General features: G+C 66.1%; 17 protein-coding genes and 1 pseudogene. 11 read left to right on the plus strand and 7 right to left on the minus strand.

Annotated elements, in window-relative coordinates:
* The 6 genes and pseudogenes from QX135_RS29450 to QX135_RS29475 all read left to right on the plus strand — a co-directional run.
* Nucleotides 1–104 (plus strand): annotated as a pseudogene (locus QX135_RS29450) (chemotaxis protein CheW); the annotation flags it as partial.
* Between the two features lie 30 nt (nt 105–134).
* A complete protein-coding gene (locus tag QX135_RS29455) occupies nt 135–524 on the plus strand; it encodes a response regulator (RefSeq protein WP_315716971.1) in 390 nt (129 codons plus the stop codon).
* Nucleotides 525–553: 29 nt separating this feature from the next.
* Nucleotides 554–1,423, plus strand: a complete 870-nt coding sequence (locus tag QX135_RS29460; protein ID WP_316162517.1) for a protein-glutamate O-methyltransferase CheR — start codon at nt 554–556, stop codon at nt 1,421–1,423.
* Nucleotides 1,424–1,457: 34 nt separating this feature from the next.
* Nucleotides 1,458–1,781 carry a PilZ domain-containing protein gene (locus QX135_RS29465; RefSeq protein ID WP_315757215.1) on the plus strand — a complete coding sequence of 108 codons (324 nt, stop codon included), beginning with the start codon at nt 1,458–1,460 and terminating at the stop codon, nt 1,779–1,781.
* 197 nt (nt 1,782–1,978) lie between these two features.
* Nucleotides 1,979–2,488 carry a response regulator gene (locus QX135_RS29470; protein ID WP_316178940.1) on the plus strand — a complete coding sequence of 170 codons (510 nt, stop codon included), beginning with the start codon at nt 1,979–1,981 and terminating at the stop codon, nt 2,486–2,488.
* A 459-nt stretch (nt 2,489–2,947) separates the two neighbouring features.
* Entirely contained in the window at nt 2,948–3,583 is a 636-nt protein-coding gene (locus tag QX135_RS29475; RefSeq protein WP_315717165.1) for a response regulator transcription factor, read from the plus strand.
* Nucleotides 3,584–3,695: 112 nt separating this feature from the next.
* Here the strand turns inward: QX135_RS29475 and QX135_RS29480 are convergent, their stop codons facing one another.
* The 3 genes from QX135_RS29480 to QX135_RS29490 all read right to left on the minus strand — a co-directional run bounded on the left by QX135_RS29480 (nt 3,696) and on the right by QX135_RS29490 (nt 8,835).
* Nucleotides 3,696–7,307 (minus strand): PAS domain S-box protein, encoded by a 3,612-nt coding sequence (locus QX135_RS29480; protein WP_316178942.1) that lies wholly within the window; start codon nt 7,305–7,307, stop codon nt 3,696–3,698.
* Nucleotides 7,288–7,722 (minus strand): response regulator, encoded by a 435-nt coding sequence (locus tag QX135_RS29485; protein ID WP_315777231.1) that lies wholly within the window; start codon nt 7,720–7,722, stop codon nt 7,288–7,290. The genes QX135_RS29480 and QX135_RS29485 overlap by 20 nt, the downstream gene beginning before the upstream one ends.
* A 402-nt stretch (nt 7,723–8,124) precedes the next feature.
* Nucleotides 8,125–8,835, minus strand: coding sequence for a GntR family transcriptional regulator (locus QX135_RS29490; protein ID WP_315773920.1), 711 nt, complete (start codon nt 8,833–8,835; stop codon nt 8,125–8,127).
* Between the two features lie 123 nt (nt 8,836–8,958).
* Between QX135_RS29490 and QX135_RS29495 the strand changes: the two genes are divergently transcribed.
* The 5 genes from QX135_RS29495 (at nt 8,959) to QX135_RS29515 (ending at nt 14,246) form a co-directional block, all read left to right on the plus strand.
* Nucleotides 8,959–9,990 carry an ABC transporter substrate-binding protein gene (locus QX135_RS29495; RefSeq protein ID WP_316178944.1) on the plus strand — a complete coding sequence of 344 codons (1,032 nt, stop codon included), beginning with the start codon at nt 8,959–8,961 and terminating at the stop codon, nt 9,988–9,990.
* Nucleotides 9,990–10,754: an ABC transporter ATP-binding protein gene (locus tag QX135_RS29500; RefSeq protein WP_015663656.1), complete on the plus strand. Its 765-nt coding sequence runs from the start codon at nt 9,990–9,992 to the stop codon at nt 10,752–10,754. The genes QX135_RS29495 and QX135_RS29500 overlap by 1 nt, the downstream gene beginning before the upstream one ends.
* An 11-nt stretch (nt 10,755–10,765) precedes the next feature.
* Nucleotides 10,766–11,626, plus strand: coding sequence for an ABC transporter permease (locus tag QX135_RS29505; RefSeq protein WP_316178945.1), 861 nt, complete (start codon nt 10,766–10,768; stop codon nt 11,624–11,626).
* Nucleotides 11,623–13,359, plus strand: coding sequence for an L-arabinonate dehydratase (gene araD / locus QX135_RS29510; RefSeq protein WP_316178947.1), 1,737 nt, complete (start codon nt 11,623–11,625; stop codon nt 13,357–13,359). Before QX135_RS29505 ends, araD begins: the two co-directional genes overlap by 4 nt.
* A gap of 167 nt (nt 13,360–13,526) precedes the next feature.
* Entirely contained in the window at nt 13,527–14,246 is a 720-nt protein-coding gene (locus QX135_RS29515; RefSeq protein ID WP_316178949.1) for a ribonuclease activity regulator RraA, read from the plus strand.
* Between the two features lie 196 nt (nt 14,247–14,442).
* On the opposite strand, the gene QX135_RS29520 is transcribed toward QX135_RS29515, so the two are convergent.
* The 4 genes from QX135_RS29520 to QX135_RS29535 form a co-directional block, all read right to left on the minus strand.
* A complete protein-coding gene (locus QX135_RS29520; RefSeq protein ID WP_315781486.1) occupies nt 14,443–16,542 on the minus strand; it encodes a S9 family peptidase in 2,100 nt (699 codons plus the stop codon).
* Nucleotides 16,543–16,550: 8 nt separating this feature from the next.
* Complete coding sequence (locus tag QX135_RS29525; RefSeq protein ID WP_315781483.1) at nt 16,551–17,738, minus strand: pyridoxal-phosphate-dependent aminotransferase family protein; 1,188 nt, start codon at nt 17,736–17,738, stop codon at nt 16,551–16,553.
* A gap of 155 nt (nt 17,739–17,893) precedes the next feature.
* Nucleotides 17,894–18,616, minus strand: coding sequence for a thermonuclease family protein (locus QX135_RS29530; RefSeq protein WP_316234424.1), 723 nt, complete (start codon nt 18,614–18,616; stop codon nt 17,894–17,896).
* Between the two features lie 384 nt (nt 18,617–19,000).
* Nucleotides 19,001–20,725, minus strand: a complete 1,725-nt coding sequence (locus QX135_RS29535) for a hypothetical protein (protein WP_316234425.1) — start codon at nt 20,723–20,725, stop codon at nt 19,001–19,003.
* Nucleotides 20,726–21,098 lie beyond the last annotated feature (373 nt).

Raw genomic sequence — 21,098 nt, forward strand, 5'->3', positions numbered from 1 at the left:
CGAAGCTCGCCGGCGGCGTGCACCGCCTCGACGGTCAGCTGATGGTCATCCTCGATGTCGATCGCGTGCTCGAGCTCCTGCCGAAGGCAGCAATCGCCGCCTAGTCCGTCAACCGTCCCATAGGGGAGACAACAATGAAGAGCTGTCTGGTCGTGGATGACTCCAGCGTCGTGCGCAAGATCGCACGCCGTATCCTGGAGGAGCTGGGCTTCTCCGTCGTCGAGGCGGAGGATGGCGAGCGGGCGCTCGAGATCTGCACCAAGAGCCTGCCGGACGCCATTCTGCTCGACTGGAACATGCCCGTCATGGACGGCTATGATTTCCTCGGGCGCCTGCGCCGGCTGCCGGGCGGCGAAGGCCCGAAGGTGGTGTTCTGCACCACGGAGAACGACATCGATCATATTTCGCGCGCGCTGAACGCTGGCGCCAACGAATACATCATGAAGCCGTTCGACAAAGAGATTGTCGCCGCCAAATTCCAGGAAGTCGGTCTCATCCAGGCGCTGTCAGCCGAATCCGCCTGATCCCTTCGTCTGCCCAGAAGAGGCCGTCCGTGAACCAGCCTGATTATGAGTTCCTGCGCAAGCTGCTTCGAGACAAATCGGGTCTCGATCTGTCTGCCGACAAGCAATATCTGATCGAGAGCCGCCTGCTTCCGCTCGCGCGCAAGGCCGGTCTCGCCAGCATCAGCGATCTCGTCCAGAAGCTGAAGGACGGGTCGAGCGCCCTGATCAGCCAGGTCGTCGAAGCGATGACGACCAACGAGACGTTCTTCTTCCGCGACAAGGTCCCGTTCGATCACTTCCGTGACGTGATCATGCCGGAGCTCCTCAAGGCCCGCGCCAATCGCAAGTCGATCCGGATCTGGTGCGCCGCGTGCTCGACCGGCCAGGAGCCGTATTCGCTGGCGATGTCGCTCAAGGAGATGGGATCTGCGCTCAGTGGATGGCGCATCGAGATCATCGCCACCGATCTCTCCCAGGAAGTGCTCGAGAAGTCGAAAGCGGGTCTCTACAGCCAGTTCGAGGTGCAGCGCGGGCTGCCGATCCAGCTTCTGGTCAAATATTTCAAGCAGGCAGGCGAGCTCTGGCAGATCAATTCCGACGTGCGCGGCATGGTCCAGCATCGGCAGCTCAATCTGCTGCACGACTTCTCCCAGCTCGGCACGTTCGACGTCGTGTTCTGCCGCAACGTGCTGATCTATTTCGATCAGGACACCAAGATCAACATTTTCGGCCGGCTCGCCAAGCAGATGGAGCCGGACGGCTTCCTCGTACTCGGTGCTGCGGAGACCGTCGTCGGCCTCACCGACGTGTTCAAGCCGCTCACGGACCGGCGTGGCCTGTATCGCCCGAGCGGGATCGCTTCCGCGGCGAAGGCGCCCGCTCCGGGAATGCCCAGGATCGCGGCCGCGGGCAACTAGATGTTCCCGCAGCCCAACAGAGCAGGACGCGAAGATGTCTGACGAGAACAAAGGTACGGAGCGCGTCACCTTCAGCCGCGGCTACGATGTCTGCATCATGGGCATCGACGGGACCTGGCGCAGGGACTGCCAGCTCAACGCCATCTCGGACAACGACGCGGTGCTGACGGTCGAAGGATCGATCCAGGGATTGAACCTGAAGGAGTTCTTTCTGCTGCTGTCCTCGACGGGGCTCGCCTACCGCCGCTGCGAGTTGGTTCGGGTCAACGGCTCCGAGATGGACATCCAGTTCATCAAGGGAAAGAACAAGAAGAAGCGTGGCAACGCTTCCGGCGGCCAGGAAACGACCGTCAACTAATTCGCCTTCCGGCAGCGCGGCGCATTGCTCGACCACCGCTCGGGAAGCTTCCGCGCGCGAAGCGACGAGGAGACGCGCCGCCCCGGATCCCGCGCAAGTCCTAAGGCCGGGAGCCGTTTTTCGGAGAACCGCTTTACGCCGCCGCAGGGTCGGACGTGTATGACAATGACCTCGGTCAAATTTTCCAGGAACGACCAATGACGGTCATGAGTTCGGAAGTTGCACCCAGCCGGCCGGAGCGCGCGGACGATGGCGAACGGCGCGCGTTGCAGCTCTTGGTCGTCGACGACGACGCCGCGCAGCGGACGCTGATCGCGCTGGCGGCCAAGCAGGCCGGCCATGCCGTGACGGTCGCGGCCACCTGCAGCGACGCGATCCGCGAGGTGCGCAACAAGCGCTTCGACTGCGTGACGCTCGATCTCATGCTCGAGGATGGCGACGGGACCGAGGTCCTCAAGGTCATCGCAGATACCCGCTTCGCCGGTTCCGTGATCGTGATCAGCGGCATGGATGCGGCGAAGCGAATTGAGGCCCGGCTGTTCGCGCGCTCGCTCGGGATCGACCTGCAGAGTCTGCCGAAGCCGGTCGATCTGGCGGCGCTGCGCATCTGCCTTGCCAATCTCGGCAAGACTGCGCTCGGCCTGCCCGTGGTTCACACCTGGGGCGGCGTCGCAGCCGAAAGTGTTGCCGCGAAGCATCGGTCCTGAGAGACCTACATCGGCACAAGCCGCGGTCCAGAGTGCACATCCTGTGCAACGTCCAAATACCGCCGATTTCTGATCAAGACGAGGGCAAGGGCCGACTGACGGCTGCACGTCTTGTGTCAAATGCCGTGCAGATTTTCGTGGCAAGAGCCGTGCACTGGTCTGGCACCGAGCATGCCCGTTCGGCGTGGTGCAAGCGGGCAACGCCGATGCGATCAGAGCTTGATGTCGATCATGACGCTGTCGACGTTGATGTGTTTTGCAAAGCAGCATGCCGCTCACGACGGCTGCCTTGAGATCGTGTCCAGATCGTGGTCTCGTGAAGGCGGTCACCGATCTGCAGCTACTACTTGTGGGTTAGGATCATAAACCGTACAAATACGGGTGCCCAAAGCACCCGACGAGTATGGTATCATAAGACGCGCTTTCATTGTTTCTTCTCCTTTGCAAGAGCAATCGCCCATGGCCGAACAAACAACTTCCCGCGGTGAGATCTTTGTCGTCGATGACGATCCAGCCGTGCGTGACACCCTCTCGATGGTCTTGTCGGCGGGTGGGTATGAAGTGATCTGTTTTGCGGACGGCGCCGCGCTCCTGGCGGTGGCGCGGAGCAGGACACCGGCCTGTATCCTGCTCGACGTGCACATCCCCGGAAAGTCGGGTCTCGACATTCTCAGGGAACTGCACGGCGAGGACTATCCGGCTCCGATCTTCATGATCTCGGGCCAGGGCGACATCCCGATGGCCGTGAACGCGATCAAGAACGGGGCGCTCGACTTCATCGAGAAGCCGTTCCGCGGCAGTGAGATCGTGGCCCGTCTGAACGAGGCGATCGGCGCGTTCGCGCGGCGGCAGAAGGAGAACGCCTCGCCGAAGATCGGCTCGCTGCATTTCCCCGGCCGCGAGCCGCTGACGCGGCGCGAGCGCGAGGTCCTGGAACAGTTCACGGCGGGGGCCTCGAACAAGGAGGCGGGGCGCACGCTGGGCATCAGCCCGCGCACGATCGAGGATCACCGCGCCAACATCATGAAGAAGCTCGGCGCGCGCAACGCGGCCGATCTGATCCGTATCGTGATGACGGCGTCGCGCGCCAATTGAGCCGATGGCCGGGCCGCCGCAGGTGGCCTCGCTCTGGAGCAGCGGCAATGGCAAGCGCCAGGCCACGTTGGTCAGGCCGCATGGTCAAGCCGCATTGCTCAAGCCGCATTGCTCAAGCCTCGGTGGCGGCGAGCGCCTTGCGGATCATCTTGGCGAGCTCGGATTTGCGGTACGGTTTCGGCAGCAGAAGAATTCCCTCGTCGAGCCGGCCGTGATGCACCACGGCATTTTCGGTGTAGCCGGAGGTGAATAGGACCCGCTGCGCCGGGCGAATCCGCTGGATCTCGGATGCGAGCTGACGGCCGTTCATCGTCCCCGGCATGATGATGTCGGTGAAGAGCAGATCGAACGGCTCTCCAGCATTGGTGATCGCCAGCGCTTCGGCGGCATTGGCCGCCTCCAGCGTCGCATAGCCCAGCGCATGGAGCTGGGCGAGAACGTAGCCGCGCACCAGCCGATCGTCCTCCACCACCAGGATCGTCTCCTGGCCGCCCTGGATCGCCGGCGCGGCGCCCGATGGCTCCGTGACCGCCTCTTCGCTGCCCGGCGGCAGGTACATCCGGATCGTGGTGCCGTGGCCTTCTTCGCTGTAGATCCTGATGTGTCCGGCCGATTGCTTCACGAAGCCGTACACCATCGACAATCCGAGGCCCGTCCCCTTGCCCGGCCCCTTCGAGGTGAAGAACGGATTGAACACCTTGTCGATGATGGCGGCCGGAATGCCGCTGCCACTATCGCTCACCGCGATCATCGCGTAGCGACCGGGCCGCACGTCGTCGTAGAGACTTGCGTAGTTCTCGTCGAGGTCGGCCCAGCCGGTCTCCAGGATGAGCTTGCCGCCATTCAGCATCGCGTCGCGGGCATTGAGCGCGAGGTTGATGACCGCCGTGGCGAGCTGGTTCGGATCGACATGCGCCACGCAGGTCTCGTCCTGGAAGACGGACTCGATCTCGATCTGCTCTCCGAGCGTCGGCCGCAGCAGCTTGGCCGTGTCGATCATGAGCGTGTTGACGTCGACCTCGCGCGGCTGCAGCGGCTGCCGGCGCGCAAAGGCGAGCAGATGCTGGGTGAGATCGGCACCGCGCGCGGCGGCCTCGTCGATCATCCTGGTGATCGCGGCGAGCTGCGGCTCCTTGGCCACGGCCGCGGCGAGAATCTCGATTGTGCCGGTGATCACGGTGAGGATGTTGTTGAAGTCGTGCGCGATGCCGCCGGTGAGCTGGCCGATCGCCTCCATCTTCTCGGACTGGCGGATCCGCTCCTCGGTCGCGATCTTGTCGGTGAGGTCGCGGAAGAAGCCGTTCAGCACGAAGCCGTTGCGGGTCTTCAGCGCGGTCACGCTGAGCTCGGCCTTGAACTCGCGGCCGTCGCGCCGCTTCACCATGACCTCGCGCCGACGGCCGACCCCGAGCGCGCTCGCTTGTCCGGTCATCAGGATGCGGCCGAGCGCCTCGCGCAGCTCCTCGCCGACGTCCCCGACCGTGATCACGTCGAACACGTCCTTGCCGATGATCTCGGCGCGCGACCAGCCGAAGATCTTCTCGGCCTGGGAGTTCCAGTTGAGAATGGCGCCGTTGTCGTCGACCTGGACGAAGGCATCGAGCGCGGTCTCGATGATGTTGCGGGCGAGCTGCTCGCTCTCCCGCAGCGTCTCCTGCGCCAGCCGGCTCTCGGTCATGTCGCGCCCGATGAAGAAGTGGCGCTGCACCGGCTCCGACCAGTTCGAGGTCCAAGACAGCGTCACCACGCGGCCGTCCTTGTGGACGTAACGGCAGTCGGAGGTGCGTGCGCGCAGGCCGAGGCGCGAGGCGCGAAGCTCCTCGCGTGCTTTGAGCAGATCGCCGGAGTGGATGAAATCCGCGCCGCTGCGGCCGATCATCTCGGCCGGCGTATAGCCGAGAATCGTCTCCACGCTCGGTGAGACCTGGACCAGGATGCCATTGCGGTCGGTGATGAGGATCAGGTCCCGCGACGTCTCGAAGATGCGCCGCCGCTCCTCGGTCTGCTGGCGCAGCGCCAGCTCGGTCCGGCGGCTCTCGGTGACGTCGCGTGCGATCTTGGAGGCGCCGATGATCTGGCCCGTCGGTGATTTGATCGGCGAGACGCTGAGCGAGACCTGGACCAGCTCACCGTCCTTGCGGATCCGCACCGTCTCGAAGTGCTGGATCCGCTCGCCGCGGGCCATGCGCGCCAGAATGTCCTGGGCCTCGGCCATGCGCTCTGGCGGCACGAGGAAATCCGCACGGTGGCCCACGGCCTCCTCGGCGGAGTAGCCCAGCATGGCCTCGGCTGCCGGATTCCACGCAGTGATGGTGCCGTCCAGCGACAGCGTCACGATCGCGTCGTTCGACGATTCCACCGCTGCACTGTAGAGCCGTTCGCGGGCGGCGAAATGGTCGCGCGCCGCTTCGGTCAGGTAATGCTCCTGGACTTCGCGCTCGAGCTCGGCGGTCTTGGTGCGAACCTCGTCCAGCACGCGGGCAAAGGCGCGCGCCAGCACGCCGGTCTCGCCGACCGCCTCGAGCGGAATGTTCACCGCCTCGCCGCGGCCCACGCCCTCGACGGCCTGGGTCAGCTGGTTGATCGGCCGCGTCAGCGAGCGCGCGACCACGAAGGCGAGCGCGGCTGCGCACAGCATCGCGATCAGGCCGACCTCGATCGCCGTCTTGCGGATGGCGAGGGCGGGCGCCATGAAGGCGGTGTTCGGGATCGTCTCGATCACCGCCACCCATTCCTGTCCCGCGAGCAGCGCCGGAGCGAAGGCGACGCCGCCGGGACGATCGGCCTCGTCGTGCAGGATCTGCGCGAAACCTTCGGCGCTGCCCGTCGCGCCGGCGAGCGTCGGAAAATCGTCCTGCCATCGCGTCGATCGGCCGCGCTTGGAGGCGAATTCCCGGTCGGATTCGGGATGGAAGAGATAGTCGCCGCGGGCGTTCACCAGGTAGAGCTGGGCGCCCGGCCGGGCCGCGGCGCGCAGATGCGCGAAGATCGGGCGCATGTCGAGATCGATCATCAGGATCGCGTACGGCTTGCCGTCCGGCGCGAACACCGGCGTGCCGACGCACAGCATCGGCACGCCTGTCTTGGGATCCGTCGTGTTGCCGTCGAGAATGATCGGCGAGAGTCGGATGCCGCCGGGCGGCAGGCTCAGCGTCTCCTTGATGTAGTTGCGTTCGCCGCGCGTGATCAGCTCGTTCTCCGGAACGATCCGCACCGTGTTGCCCGGCCCGAGCCGGTCGACCCGGAGCAGCTCGCGATAATTGTTCTCGATCCCGACAAGGCGGATCATCGCGTAGGTCTGCTTGGCCTGCAGCTCGGCGAAGTAGCGCATTGCGACCCGCTCGCGCCACGACTGCGCCGGCAGCCCTTCGCGGGGATCGGGAGCCCCCGTCTTCAGCGTGCGTATCAACGTTGCCAGATTTGGCGAGGCGCGATAGCCGTTGATGTCGTTGCGGGCGCCGCCGACATAGTTTTCGAGCTCGGTCGCCATCAAGCGCGAATGCGACTCGATTCGATCGAGCGCGCGCGGCAGCAGCGCCCGCTCGAGGCTGCGGTAGCCGAGCCAGCCGACGGCGAACACCGCGATCGCGACCAGCAGGATCATCGCGACAGCCAGTCGCGTCGTCAGCGTGATGCGGCCGCCGAGCCGCGGACCCTCGCTCGCGGGCTGCGCGCCGCTCAGCAGGGGCTCTTCGCTTCGGCTGTCAGGAGTTCGGAACAGCATCGTGGCCTGGCCTGGGTCGAGTAGCCTGATCGCCTGCCGATGCCAGGCAATCGGAAACCATCGTCAGGAGGGCTGCCGGCTTGAACGGCTTGGGCAATGCGGAAACCGCTCCCAGCTTGGTGGCCATGGCAAGATAGTCGGGCTCTGACATCGAGGTCGGGGTGTGGGGACGTCCCGAGGTCATGATGATCGGAACACCCGGCGTTTGCTTGAGGATCATGCGCATCGCCTCCAGCCCGTCCATGCCCGGCATGAAGATGTCCAGGATCACCAGGTCGAAGCTCTCGCTTTTGAAGCGGACGAGCGCCTTCTGGCCGTCACCGGCGATGCCGACGACGTGACCGGCCCGTTCGAGCACGCGCTGAATTGTCAGCTGCATGAGCGGATCGTCGTCCACGACCAGAATCTTCGCCACGCTCCGCATCTCCCGATTGGCTGGCAGCAAGACCAACGGTCAGTTGTAAAGGTTTTGCCCAATTCGCGGCGCGCCGCAAGCGCTTCGCCGCGCAAGTCACATGCAGGATGGGACGCGGTGATCGATGTCCCGTGCGGGCGAAGGGTAGACCATCCGGGCGCCGTGCCTGCATTCGAGGCGCTCGCGCCGTAGTTGCATAGCGCGGAGCGCTTCACAATCGCCTCGTCCCGGCGAGGGCAGTCGCACTGAGTGCACAATATTTGAGCACATGTCTAAGGTCTACGATCCTGGGCGGCGCGACGGGTGGGAGACGATGCGGACCTGCACGGGACGGAGTGGCCACAGGAGCGACATGCCGGGGTGCGGCGTGACACCGCTTACGTCCTCCGATTGGGCGGGCCGCTAGCCGCTGAGATAGTCCGGCCAGCGGCCGCGAATGGTCGCGAGGTCGCTCAGCGTGCCGGTCAGGTGCTCGCGCAGATGCGTCTGCGCCTCGTCCGGCCGGCCCGCGGCGATCGCGTCGACGATCTGCTTGTGGTGGCGCAGGATGGTCTGCGCCTTGCCGGGCGAAGGCAGATGCAGCCGGCGCAGCCGGTCGATGTGACCGCTGCGGCTGCGGACCAGACTCCACAGCTCGTGCTTGTCCGCGGCGGTGTAGAGCCGCTCGTGGAATGCGTTGTCGACGATCGTGAACGAGGTGAAGTTGCCGTCCTTGGCGAACCGTCTCTGCTGGGCGATCAGGGCATGCAGCTCGTCGATCGGGGCCGCCGCCGGTGTCAGCGCGAGCAGCCGCACGATCTCGAGCTCCAGCGCCTGGCGCAGGAACTGCGCCTGCTGCGCGCGAGCCACGTCGATGCGGCTGACCAGGGTCGCATGCTGCGGGAAGACGTCGACCAGGCCCTCTTCGGCCAGCCGCATCAGCGCGTCCCGGATCGGTGTCGAGCTGAGGCCGAACTCGGCTTGCAGCGCCGGCCGCGACAATGGCGCTCCCGGCGGCAGCGCCAGCGCGATGATCTGGTCGCGCAACCGCTCGAAGACCTGCGGTGCCGCGCGCCGGCTCGGATCGAGCCGTTCGGGCGGGAGAACCGCAGCAGGCGTCGCGGGCAATGCCATTTGGTCGGACGTCCGGCTCGAATGTCGCAGGGCAGAACAGCCCTTGTCAGAGATGCACTAATGCATTAGTGCATCTCTCCGTCGGCCGTCAAGAAGGAGCCGGCACGCAAGGAGGGATGTCCCATGTTCGAGAAGTTCGGGCGCTCGGCCGCACGAGCCGCCGGCCTGCTGGTCGCGCTGCTGGTCGCGGCGGCCTGGAATGACGCCGCACAGGCCCAGCAGAAGACCGAGGTCTCGCTGTCGCGCCAGCCCGGCATCTTCTACATGCCGAGCCACATCATCGAGAAGAACAAGCTGATCGAGAAGCATGCTGCCGCGCTTGGCGCGCCCGGCGTCACCACCAAATGGCTGACCTTCTCCGGCGGCGGCGCGCAGACCGATGCGCTGCTATCGGGCAGCGTCGACATTCTCAACACCGGCACCGGCAATCTGCTGTTGTTGTGGGACCGTACCCGCGGCGGCGTGAAGGGTATCGTCGCGACCTCGGCACAGCCGATGACCCTGATCAGCCGCGATCCCAACATCAAGTCGATCAAGGACTTCGGTCCCACCGACAAGATCGCGGTGCCGACCGTCAAGGTCTCGACCCAGGCCATCGTGCTGCAGATCGCGGCCGCCGAGGCGTTCGGCGCCGATCAGTGGAACAAGCTCGACGCCAACACCGTGCAGCTCGGTCACCCCGACGCCTATACGGCGCTGTCGAACCCGCAGCACGAGGTGCACAACCATTTCTCGATCCCGCCCTATACGTTCCTCGAATTGAAGAACGTCCCCGGCGCGCACGTCGTGATGAATTCGCCCGACGTGATGGGTGGACCGCTCAGCCAGGCGCAGTTCTTCACCACGACGAAGTTCGCGGACGCTAACCCCAAGATCATCCAGGCGGTCCGCGACGCCACCAAGGAGGCGCAAGACCTGATCCGCAGCGATACCCGGACGGCGGTGGAGATCTACAAGGAGATCACCGGCGACAAGACCTCGGTCGAGGATCTGCTCGCTTGGCTCAAGGAGCCCGGCATGATGGAGTGGAATCTGGAGCCGCAGGGCACGATGAAGTTCGCCGCGCATCTCGCCAAGATCGGCACCATCAAGACCCAGCCCAAGGCCTGGACCGACTACTATCTGCCGGTCGCGCATGATCTGAAGGGCAACTGATGTCTGCGCTGCTCGATGTCGATGGCGTCACTTTGCGCTACAAGACCTCCAGCGCCGTGATCACGGCGACCGAACGCGTCGGCTTCTCCGTCGACCGCTCCGATCGCTTCGTGCTGCTCGGACCGTCCGGCTGCGGCAAGTCGACCCTGCTGAAGGCGGTCGGTGGCTACATCAAGCCGAGCGAGGGTCGGATGCGCATCAACGGCCGCGAGATCACCGGTCCCGGCGCCGACCGCATGATGATCTTCCAGGAGTTCGACCAGCTGCTGCCGTGGAAGACCGTGCTCGCCAACGTGATGTTCCCGCTGCTGACGGCGCGGCGCATGCCGCGCAAGGAGGCCGAGAGCCGAGCCCGCGCCTATATCGAGAAGGTCGGGCTGACGCGCGTCGTCGATGCCTATCCGCATACGCTGTCGGGCGGTATGAAGCAGCGCGTCGCGATCGCCAGGGGCATGGCGATGGAGCCGGACATTCTCTTGATGGACGAGCCGTTCGCGGCGCTCGACGCGCTGACGCGGCGGACCTGCCAGGACGAGCTGTTGCAGCTCTGGAACGAGACCAAGTTCACGGTGCTGTTCGTCACGCATTCGATCGCGGAAGCCATCAAGATCGGCAACCGCATCCTGTTGCTGTCGCCGCATCCGGGGCGGGTCAAGGCCGAGGTCATCGACGTTGACAAGGTCTCGGCCGAGGATGGCAGTGCCGCACGCCTGGAGAAGCAGATCCATGATCTCCTGTTTTCTGAACCCGCAACGGCACATTGAGGGCCGCTCCCATGGCTGACGCAAAGATCATCCTGCGCGACACGGCTGCGGCGAGCGCGTCCCCGGCCGAGGTCGAGCGCAAGCTCAGCATGCTCGAGCTGCTCTGGAACGACGGCTTCGTGCGCAAGACCCTGATCATCGTCGTGCTGGCCGCGATCTGGCAGGCCTACGGCAGCTATCTCGACAATCCGCTGCTGTTCCCGACCTTCTCCGACACCATCGTCGCGCTCTGGGAGAAGGTCCGCGACGGCACCATTCCGATGCGCGCCTGGACCTCGCTGAAGGTGCTGTTCATGGGCTATGCCGCCGGCATTACGCTGGCGGCCATCCTGACCGTGCTCGCGATATCGACCCGCATCGGCACCGATTTCCTCGAGACCGTCACGGCGATGTTCAACCCGCTGCCGGCGATCGCGCTGCTGCCGCTGGCGCTGATCTGGTTCGGGCTCGGCAGCGGCAGCCTCGTCTTCGTGCTGATCCATTCGGTGCTGTGGCCGGTCGCGCTCAACACCCATTCCGGCTTCAAGAGCGTGTCCAACACGCTGCGCATGGTCGGCCGGAACTACGAGCTGAGCGGCCTTTCCTACGTCATTCGCATCCTGATTCCCGCGGCCTTCGGTGCCATCCTCACCGGCCTCAAGATCGGCTGGGCGTTTGCGTGGCGCACCCTGATCGCGGCCGAGCTGGTGTTCGGCGTCTCCTCGGGGCAGGGCGGCCTTGGCTGGTTCATCTTCGAGAACCGCAATTTGCTGGAGATTCCGGCCGTTTTCGCCGGCCTCTTGACCGTGATCGTGATCGGCCTCGTGGTCGAGAACCTGATCTTCCGCACCATCGAGCGCACGACCGTGCTGACCTGGGGGACGCAATCATGAGCGAGCGCAGGCAACCCGATCAATTGCGCAGCGCGCGCTGGTTCGCCCCCGACGATCTCCGCTCCTTCGGCCATCGCTCGCGCGTGATGCAGATGGGCTACGCCCAGGAGGAGTGGAAGGGCCGGCCGGTCATCGCCATCATCAACACCTGGTCCGACGCGCAGCCCTGCCACATGCACTTCAAGCAGCGGGTCGACGACGTCAAGCGCGGCGTGCTGATGGCCGGCGGCTTCCCGATCGAGCTGCCGGCGCTGTCGCTGTCGGAGTCGCTGTTGAAGCCGACCACGATGCTCTATCGCAACATGCTGGCGATGGACGTCGAGGAACTGTTGCGCAGCCATCCCGTCGATGGCGTCGTGCTGATGGGCGGCTGCGACAAGACCACGCCGGCGCTGCTGCTCGGCGCCACCAGCATGAACCTGCCGGCGATCTATCTCCCCGCAGGACCGATGCTGCGCGGCAATTGGAAGGGCAAGACGCTCGGCTCCGGCTCCGATGCCTGGAAGTACTGGGACGAGCGCCGCGCCGGAAAACTGTCGGACGCCGACTGGAATGCGATGGAGGCCGGCATCGCGCGCAGCCATGGCACCTGCATGACCATGGGCACGGCCTCGACCATGACCGCGATCGCCGAAGCCATCGGCATGACCTTGCCCGGCGCCTCGTCGATTCCCGCCGCCGATGCCGAGCACATCCGCATGAGCTCGGAATGCGGCCGCCGCGTCGTCGAGATGGTGTGGGAGGACCTGACGCCGTCGAAGATTCAGACGCGGCCAGCGTTCGAGAATGCGATCGCGGTCGCGATGGCGATGGGCTGCTCCACCAACGCGATCATCCACGTGATCGCGCAGGCACGCCGCGCCGGCGCCGATATCGGCCTCGACGATTTCGAGGCCGCGAGCCGCAAGGTGCCGGTGCTCGCCAATGTCCGGCCGAGCGGCGACACCTATCTGATGGAGGACTTCTATTACGCTGGCGGGCTGCCCGGCCTGATGAGCCGGATGAAAGAGCATCTCCATCTCGACTGCCTCACCGTCAACGGCCGCACGCTGGGCGACAACATCACAGGCGCCGGCGTCTACAATGACGACGTCATCCGCCCGCAATCCAACCCGATCTACCGCGAGGGCGCGCTCGCCGTGCTGAAGGGCAACCTTGCGCCGGACGGCTGCGTCATCAAGCCCTCCGCCTGCGAGCCGCGCTTCCTCAGGCACACCGGCCCGGCGCTGGTGTTCGACGACTATCCCTCGATGAAGAAGGCGATCGACGATCCCGAGCTCGACGTCACTGCCGACCACGTGCTGATCCTGCGCAATGCCGGCCCGCAGGGCGGGCCGGGCATGCCGGAATGGGGCATGCTGCCGATCCCGACCAAGCTCGTGCGCGAGGGCGTGCGCGACATGGTCCGGCTGTCCGACGCGCGCATGAGCGGCACCAGCTATGGCGCCTGCATCCTGCACGTCGCGCCGGAGGCCTATGTCGGCGGTCCCCTGGCGCTGGTGAAGAACGGCGACCGCATCACGCTCGACGTCGCCGCGCGCACAGTCAATCTTGATGTGCCTGAGGACGAATTGGCGCGCCGTCGCGCCGCCTGGACACCGCCAACGCCGCGCTTCGAGCGTGGCTATGGCTGGATGTTCGCCCGCCACATCAAGCAGGCCAATGACGGCTGCGATTTCGACTTCCTCGAGACCGGCTTCGGCGCCGCGGTCGGGGAGCCCGCGATTTATTAGTTCATAGCGCCGCGTTAGCCCGCGCTGTTCCGCGCACCCGGTGCGCTCCCTCCCCCCTTGCGGGGGAGGGTCGGGGAGGGGGGTACCCCAAGCGACACCGTTGATGTGGACCCCCACCCCCAACCCCTCCCCGCAAGGGGGAGGGGAGAACTGCGAGCACCGACCGCATGACCAGACTCAGCACCGCCACCCGCAACAAGCTCAAGACCGTTTCGACCGCGACCGTCGCCACCGCGCTGTTCAAGCGCGGCCTGCGCATCCAGTGCATCCAGAACGTCCACCCGCTCAATCCGGGGCAGCCGACCATGGTCGGCGAGGCCTTCACCCTGCGCTATATCCCGGCGCGCGAGGACCTCAACACCATCGAGGTGTTTCGCGACCGTGCCCATCCGCAGCGCAAGGCCGTGGAGGAATGCCCGCCCGGCGCCGTGCTGGTGATGGACAGCCGCAAGGATCCGCGCGCCGCCTCGGCCGGCGCGATCCTGGTGAGCCGCCTGCAGCAGCGCGGCGTCGCCGGTGTCGTCACCGATGGCGGGTTTCGCGATGCGGCCGAGATCGCCAAGCTCGGCATCCCCGCGTTTCATCAGCGCCCGAGCGCGCCGACCAATCTCACCCTGCATCATGCGATCGAGATCAACGGCCCGATCGCCTGCGGCGACGCGCCGGTGTTTCCCGGTGACGTCATCCTCGGCGATTCCGACGGCGTCATCGTCATCCCCGCCCATCTCGCCGACGAGATCGCCGAGGAGACGTTCGAGATGACCGCGTTCGAGGATTTCGTCGCCGAGCAGGTCGCCCAGGGACGCTCGATCCTCGGCCTCTATCCGGCCACTGATCCGCAGACCCCCGCCGATTTCGCGGCGTGGCGCGCGAAGAACGGCAGGTAGCCGGCCACACACTCCGCTGTCGTCCCGGCCTCGAGCCGGGACCCATAAACACAGGCGGATGTGACTACGAAGAAAGCAGCTCCAGCCTGCCGAACAACCGGGGACGGTGGCTATGGGTCCCTGCGTTCGCAGGGACGACACTGTTGGTCGGGCGAGATCCCGCTACACATCTCGCTGTTGCTGTCAGTCGCCGCGCTCACGCGCTTCTATCCGCCAAGCCCACCGCCCACAGCGCGAACGCATAGACGATCGCGACCTCGTCGAGCCGGTTGAAGCGGCCCGACGCACCGCCGTGGCCGGCGCCCATGTTGGTGCGCAGCACGACAGGGCCGCCACCGGTCATCGTCGCGCGCAGCCGGGCGATCCACTTCGCCGGCTCCCAATAGGTGACGCGCGGGTCGGTGAGACCGGCCATCGCGAGGATCGCGGGATACTCCTTGGCGGCGACGTTGTCGTAGGGCGAGTAGGACAGGATGGTGCGGAAGTCCGTCTCGCTCTCGATCGGGTTGCCCCATTCGGGCCATTCCGGCGGCGTCAGCGGCAGGCTGTCGTCGAGCATGGTATTGAGCACGTCGACGAACGGCACCTCGGCGACGATGCCGGCGAACAGCTCGCCCGCGCGGTTGGCGACCGCGCCCATCAGCATGCCGCCGGCGCTGCCGCCATGGCCGACGATGCGTTTCGCGCTGGTGTAGTTGGCCGCGATCAGCGCCCGCGCACAGGCTGAGAAATCGTCAAAGCTGTTGGTCTTCTTCTCGCGCTTGCCGTCGAGGTACCAGCCCCAGCCCTTGTCGGTGCCGCCGCGGATATGGGCGATGGCATAGACGAAGCCGCGGTCGACCAGCGACAGCCGGTTGGCCGAGAACGACGCCGGCATCGCATGGCCGTAGGAGCCGTAGCCGTAGAGCAGCAGCGGCGCTGACCCGTCGGCCTTGAAGTCGCGCCGGTGCAGCAGCGACACCGGCACCTCGGCGCCATCCTGGGCCTTGGCCATGATGCGCGTGGTGACGTAGTCGGCCGGATTGTGCCCTGACGGAATCTCCTGGCGCTTGCGCAAGGTTTTCGCGCGCGTCACCATGTCGTAGTCCCACACTTCCGACGGCGTCGTCATCGACGAATAGGCAAAGCGCAGGTTGGTGGTGTCGAACTCGTAGGAGCCCATCGCATCGAGCGAATAGGCGCCCTCGTCGAAGGCGATCGCGTGTTCCTCGCCGGATTTCAGGTCTCTGATCACGATCGACGGCAGCGCATTGGCGCGCTCCAGCCGCACCAGATGGCCGGCATAGAGATCGTGGTCGAGCACATAGATGCCGGCGCGATGCGGAATGAGGTCGCGCCAGTTGGTGCGCTCGGGCGCGGCCAGCGGCGCGGTCGCGATCTTGAAGTCGATCGCGCCGTCGGCATTGGTGAGAATGAACAGCTCGTCGCCGCGATCGGCGATCGAATATTGCACGCCGTTCTCGCGCGCGGCGACCAGACGCGGCGGCGCATCGGGATCATCGAGATCGATCAGCCGCTGCTCCGAGGTCTCATGGTCGCCCCCGGCAATCACGCAGAACCGGCCGGAGGTCGACTCGTGCACATGGGTGAACCAGCCGGTGTCCTTCTCCTCATAGACCAGCAAATCGTCTGATTGGTTGGTGCCGAGCTTGTGCCGCCACACCTGCATCGGGCGGTGATTGTCGTCGAGCTTGACGTAGAAGAAGCTCTTGCAGTCACGCGACCACACCACGCCGCCGTCGGTCTCCTCGACGAGATCGACGAGATCGTTTCCACCGTCCCAGTCGCGGACGCGGATCGTGAAATATTCCGAGCCCTTGGTGTCGGCGCTCCAGGCGGCCAGCTTGTGGTCGTGCGAATGCCGGCTGCCGCCGAACTTGAAATACTCATGCCCGCGCGCCAGAGCATCGCCGTCGAGCCCGATGGTCTCCGCCCCGCCGTTGCGCGGCGTGCGGCAGAACAGCTCGTGCTGGCCGCCCTCGCGGTACTTTCGGAAGTAGGCGTAGGGCCCGTCCGGCGATGGCACCGAGGAATCGTCCTCCTTGATGCGGCCGCGCATCTCCGCGACGAGCTTCTTCTGCAGCGGTGCGGTATGGCCGAGCACGGATTCCGCATAGGCGTTCTCGGCCTCGAGATAGGCGCGGATGTCGGCGTCGAGCAGCGACGGATCGTGCAGCACCTCCTGCCATCGCGCATCCTTCAGCCAGGCATAATCGTCGCTCACGGTGATGCCGTGGCGGGTGAAGGAATAAGGGCGGCGCGGCGCCACCGGCGCACTTGTGCTGCTGTCGGTCATGTCGTCCTTTACGGGGTCACGCTCTCGCCGAGCCATTGGATCGCGGCGTCGAGGCCGCCGCGGCCATGCGGAATCTTCAACGCCACCAGCGCCATTTCGATCACACCGAGCGTGCCCAGCACCATCGGCGCGTTGACATGGCCCATATGGGCGATGCGGAACGCCTGGCCCTGGAGGTCGCCGATCCCGGTGCCGAGCACGACGCCGCACTGCTCCTTGCAGTAGGTCTGCAGTACGGCCGGATCATAGCCGCCGCCGACCAGCACCGTGGTCACGGTGTTGGAACGCTCCGCGGCGTCTGCGATATTGAAGCCGATCACCTGGCCCTCGCTCCACTTCGCCACCGCGCGGCGCACGGCCTCGCCGAGCAGGGCATGGCGGCGGAACGCATGCGGCAGCCCTTCCGCGAACAGCATGTCCATGGCCTGGCGCAGCGCGAACAGCAGATGCACCGGCGCGGTGCCGCCATATTTGCGATAGTGCTCGGCGCCCTCGCGCTCACTCCAGTCCCAATAGGGCGTGCGCATGTTGGCGCGCTTATGCGCCTCGAGCGCGCGGTCGTTGGCCGCGACGAAGCCGAGGCCGGGCGGCGTCATCAGGCCCTTCTGCGAGCCGGACATCGCGACGTCGATGCCCCAGACATCCATCTCGAACGGCATGCAGCCGAGCGAGGCGACGGTGTCGACCATATAGAGCGCCGGATGGCCCGCGGCCTTGATGGCGCGGCCGATCGCCTCGACATCGTTGACGACGCCCGAGGCGGTGTCGATCTGCGCCACCACGATGGCCTTGATGGTGTGCTCCTTGTCGGCGCGCAGCCGCGCCTCGACCTCGGCCGGGCGCACCGCGCGGCGCCAGTCGCCCCTGAGAACCTCGACCTCGGCGCCCATCGCGCGCGCCGCATGGCCCCAGCCGATCGCGAAGCGGCCGCTCTCCAGCACCAGCAGCTTGTCGCCGCGCGACAGCACGTTGGAGAGCACGGCCTCCCAGGCGCCATGGCCGTTGGCGATGTAGATGTAGGTCTTGCCCTTGGTCGCGAACAGGCGGCCGAGATCGGACATGATGCCGTCGGTCAGCTCGACCATCTGCTTGGAGTAGATGTCGAGCGCCGGGCGGTGCATCGCCTGCAGCACCTCGTCGGGCATCGTGGTGGGTCCCGGGATGGCCAGAAACTCCCGGCCCGCGCGAACGGTCATTGTCAGTGTCCTCGGCGATGTGGTTTGGCGGTTGAGGGTGGTGGCGGGCTCTCGCACACGGCTGGCCCATGGTCGTTTTACGTGGCGCGGCGCATTAAGAAAAGCCGGAGAAGCCGGGGGGCTGGCATGCCCCGGCAGGCCGGCGCGTCAGGTCGTCAGCGCCTCGTCTCGCGGCAGCCGGCGGCCTCGGCCTCCTCGACCGAGCAGAACCAGCGCGTGCCCTTGGCGACGTGCATCTTGATCTGAGCGTACCAACGGCTTTTCGGCGTATGATAGATGCACTCGCCGGCGCCGTTGACGTTGCCCTTGATGGTGCAGTCCGGCGACGGCGCCACCGGGCCCGAAGCCGAGGCGAGCAGGATGTTGCGGGCGCTCTCCGGCGGCTTGGTGGCGCCGAGGATCGTGGTCTTCTTGTTGCGCACGCGCCAGTCCCACGGCGCGATGAATGCGCCCTGCCACATGCCGGCCTTGGCGGCCCGCGCCTCCGCCTCGTCGGGCTCGTAGTCGTGCGAGATGGCGCGATAGGCCAGCGCCCAGCCGCTGCGCACCAGCCATTTCTGGATGTCCTCGCCGTCGACGTCGCAGCGCGCCACCTGGCGACCGCGGCGATCGATCGAACGCGGATGACAGGTCCAGCTCTTGCCGTCGGCGTGCTTGATCAGTTCGTCACGCGCGGCCACGCCGCAGGTCCAGCGCTCGCCGTTCTTGTTCAGGCAGAGCTGATCGACGGCGGGCGCGTCGATGCCGCCGAGCCGGATGCGGGTGGTCCCGATCGTGATCCCATCGGCCTCACGGATCTTGGGAATCCCGGCGATGTCGGCCGCGGACGCGACGGACGGCAGCAGCAGGAGCGCGAGCAGGGCTGGTTTCATCGACATGAACGGGCGCGGATCGTCCTTGGGGAGGGCTGGGGCAATTGTGCGGCGGATCGCCCGGTTGTTCCAGCGCCGTGATTGCCTGACCTGCTCAACTTCACGCGATGGTGGGGACGTTTCGACTCGAGCTATCACAACAACGGTGGTGCGCTCCCCTCCCCCTTGCGGGGAGGGGTCGGGAGTGGGGGTCCGCGGGCGCTGAACTCAGCTGTTGTGCGAGATCGTGCCAAGGCTTTCGGCTACGGTCCTTGCGAAGGGGAGTGAAACACACAGATCCTCAGCGGCACACGCTGTCATCACTCAGAGCGCGACTCGTGGACCCCCACCCCCGACCCCTCCCCGCAAGGGGGAGGGGAGTGGACCGACATCGGCGACACAGCTTCGTCCTCACCGCACCACGACCCGCCGCGCCAGCGCCAGGCCCATCAGCACGAAGGCGGATGTCACCTCGGGGCCGCCGACCAGGATGCGGGTCGGGGTCTTCATCTTGTTCCATTCATAGGCGCGGTACGGATGCCGCCGGCCACCTTCGCCGAACGACGTCACGATGCAATGCACCGCGGGCGCGAAGCTCGCCGCAGCGCCGCCGAGATGTCCGAGCGCAATCAGCGCCAGCGCGGCGTCGAACGGGTTCATCTCGCGGCCGATCAGCTCGTCCTCGACATAGCCGAGCACGCGCAGACGAATGAGCTCGAACGCGCCGTCGGGATCGATCGCCCGCCGCGCGGCGGGCGGCAGCGCCATGAAGGCGTGGTAGCAGCGGCCGAAATAGGCGCAATACAGCTCCGGCAGATAATAGATGTGCGCGCGCGGGTCGGCGAACGCGCCGCTCAGAACCAGCCGCTGCTGGAAGCCGACGATTCGCCTGACGACGTCGAGCCGGGCTTGCGTCTCCAGGACCTGCCAGCGCCCGAGATTGCGGAACGACACTTCGAGCACGTCGAGATTCAGCGTCGGATCGAGATCATTGCCGTAGGGCCGCTCGCCGGCCAGACTGTCGATCCAGGTCGCGACGCCGCCCTCATAGTCGATGTTGTCGTTGATCGGCACCGTCACGCGCGGCTCGTTGCCGCCGGCGCGCACCTGGTAGCCGGCATAGAAATCCAGCAGCGGCTGGCTCAGCATCGGGTCGTCCGAGCCGGCCTGCGTCGCCGCCGAGAACGAGCACGCCGTGGTGTCGCAATCCGGCACGTAGACGCCGAAGCCGAGGTCCTGCTTGATCTGGGTGAAGAAGCGCGAGAAGCGCGGATGCGGCGGCGGCGCCAGCGCGGTGACGACGTCGTAGCTCTTGCCGTTGGCGCCGCGCACCTCCTCGCGGCTGACGGTCAGGCAGAACTCGACCATGGCCGAAATCGCCGTGCGCGCCGCGGTCGTCTGCTCCGACGAGGCGAGGCCGGTCTCCAGATAGCTCAGCAGCGCCTCGGTGAAGAACGCGTCGTAATAGGCCGAGCGGTGGCGGATCTGCACCGGCTCCCACATCGGCTCGGCGATGCCGCGCCACGGCGGATTGATGACGGCCGCCGCCGGCGATCGCGCGATGAAGACGCGGGCGAGGTTGAACAGCAATGTCGAGTTCTTGTAGCCGCGCGCGTCCAGCCCCTGCAGCGCCATCAGCACCTCGCGGCCCTTCATGTCGGGATCGCCGATCAGGTTGAAGGCGGCATAGGTCGGGATGAAGCCATTGCGGCTGAACGAGCCGAGTAGGTCGGCGCCACAGGCCCGGATCACGCGGTCGATCTCGCCTTCCGGCGGCATGGCCGCCGCCGCGGTCCGGCGCGGCGGGGCAGGGTGATGCAAGGCGACGCTGTCGACCAGATCGGCGATCGGGCGGCCGACCTGCTCCCAGTCCGGCGTCGGATTGTCGCGGGCGAGAACCAGCGCGTCGCGCAGCGCATTGAGAACAGCGGGATCGTTCAACTCGGGCAGGCCGGCACGGCGCAGCAATGCGCGCAGCGCGGGGTTCCCCAGCGCGGTCCGGTAGAATTTCGACAGATGCGGGTCGCCGCTGCCGGGCCGGCGCAGGATGGGATCGCAGACCTCGTACAGCGAGGGCCCATCCTTCCGGGCCGTCAGTGCGCGGCAGGCCGCGCCGGCGAAATACTGGAAACTCAAGCGAGGACTCGCGGGTTGTCGGAGGCGGGACGAACGGCATGCGCTGCTCGAAACGCCCGGCAAACGGCGCGTCACGCGCATGCATGGGGCAAACTGACACGCTGGACGGCCAAAGACAACGTGACGGCGGTCACGGCGCGAGGCGGATTGGGCGGCAATATGGCCTCCCGGCGGTCCGCCCAGGGCCCTTTGGAGATCGGCGCCATGGTTAAATTTGCGTTTCTCTTCAAGTGCTTGAAAAGTCAAGGCTGTTCCGATGTTGCTTGGGATGCGGGTTCGGGTTAAGCCTTTCCTCGTTGCGGTGCCGCAAATTGCGCGCAATTCGACGACACATCGTCTCGCAACCCCTCAAACCTCAGAGGCGCCAGCGCGA

This window comes from Bradyrhizobium sp. SZCCHNR1098, from assembly GCF_032489375.1.
In the GTDB taxonomy this organism is placed as follows: domain Bacteria; phylum Pseudomonadota; class Alphaproteobacteria; order Rhizobiales; family Xanthobacteraceae; genus Bradyrhizobium.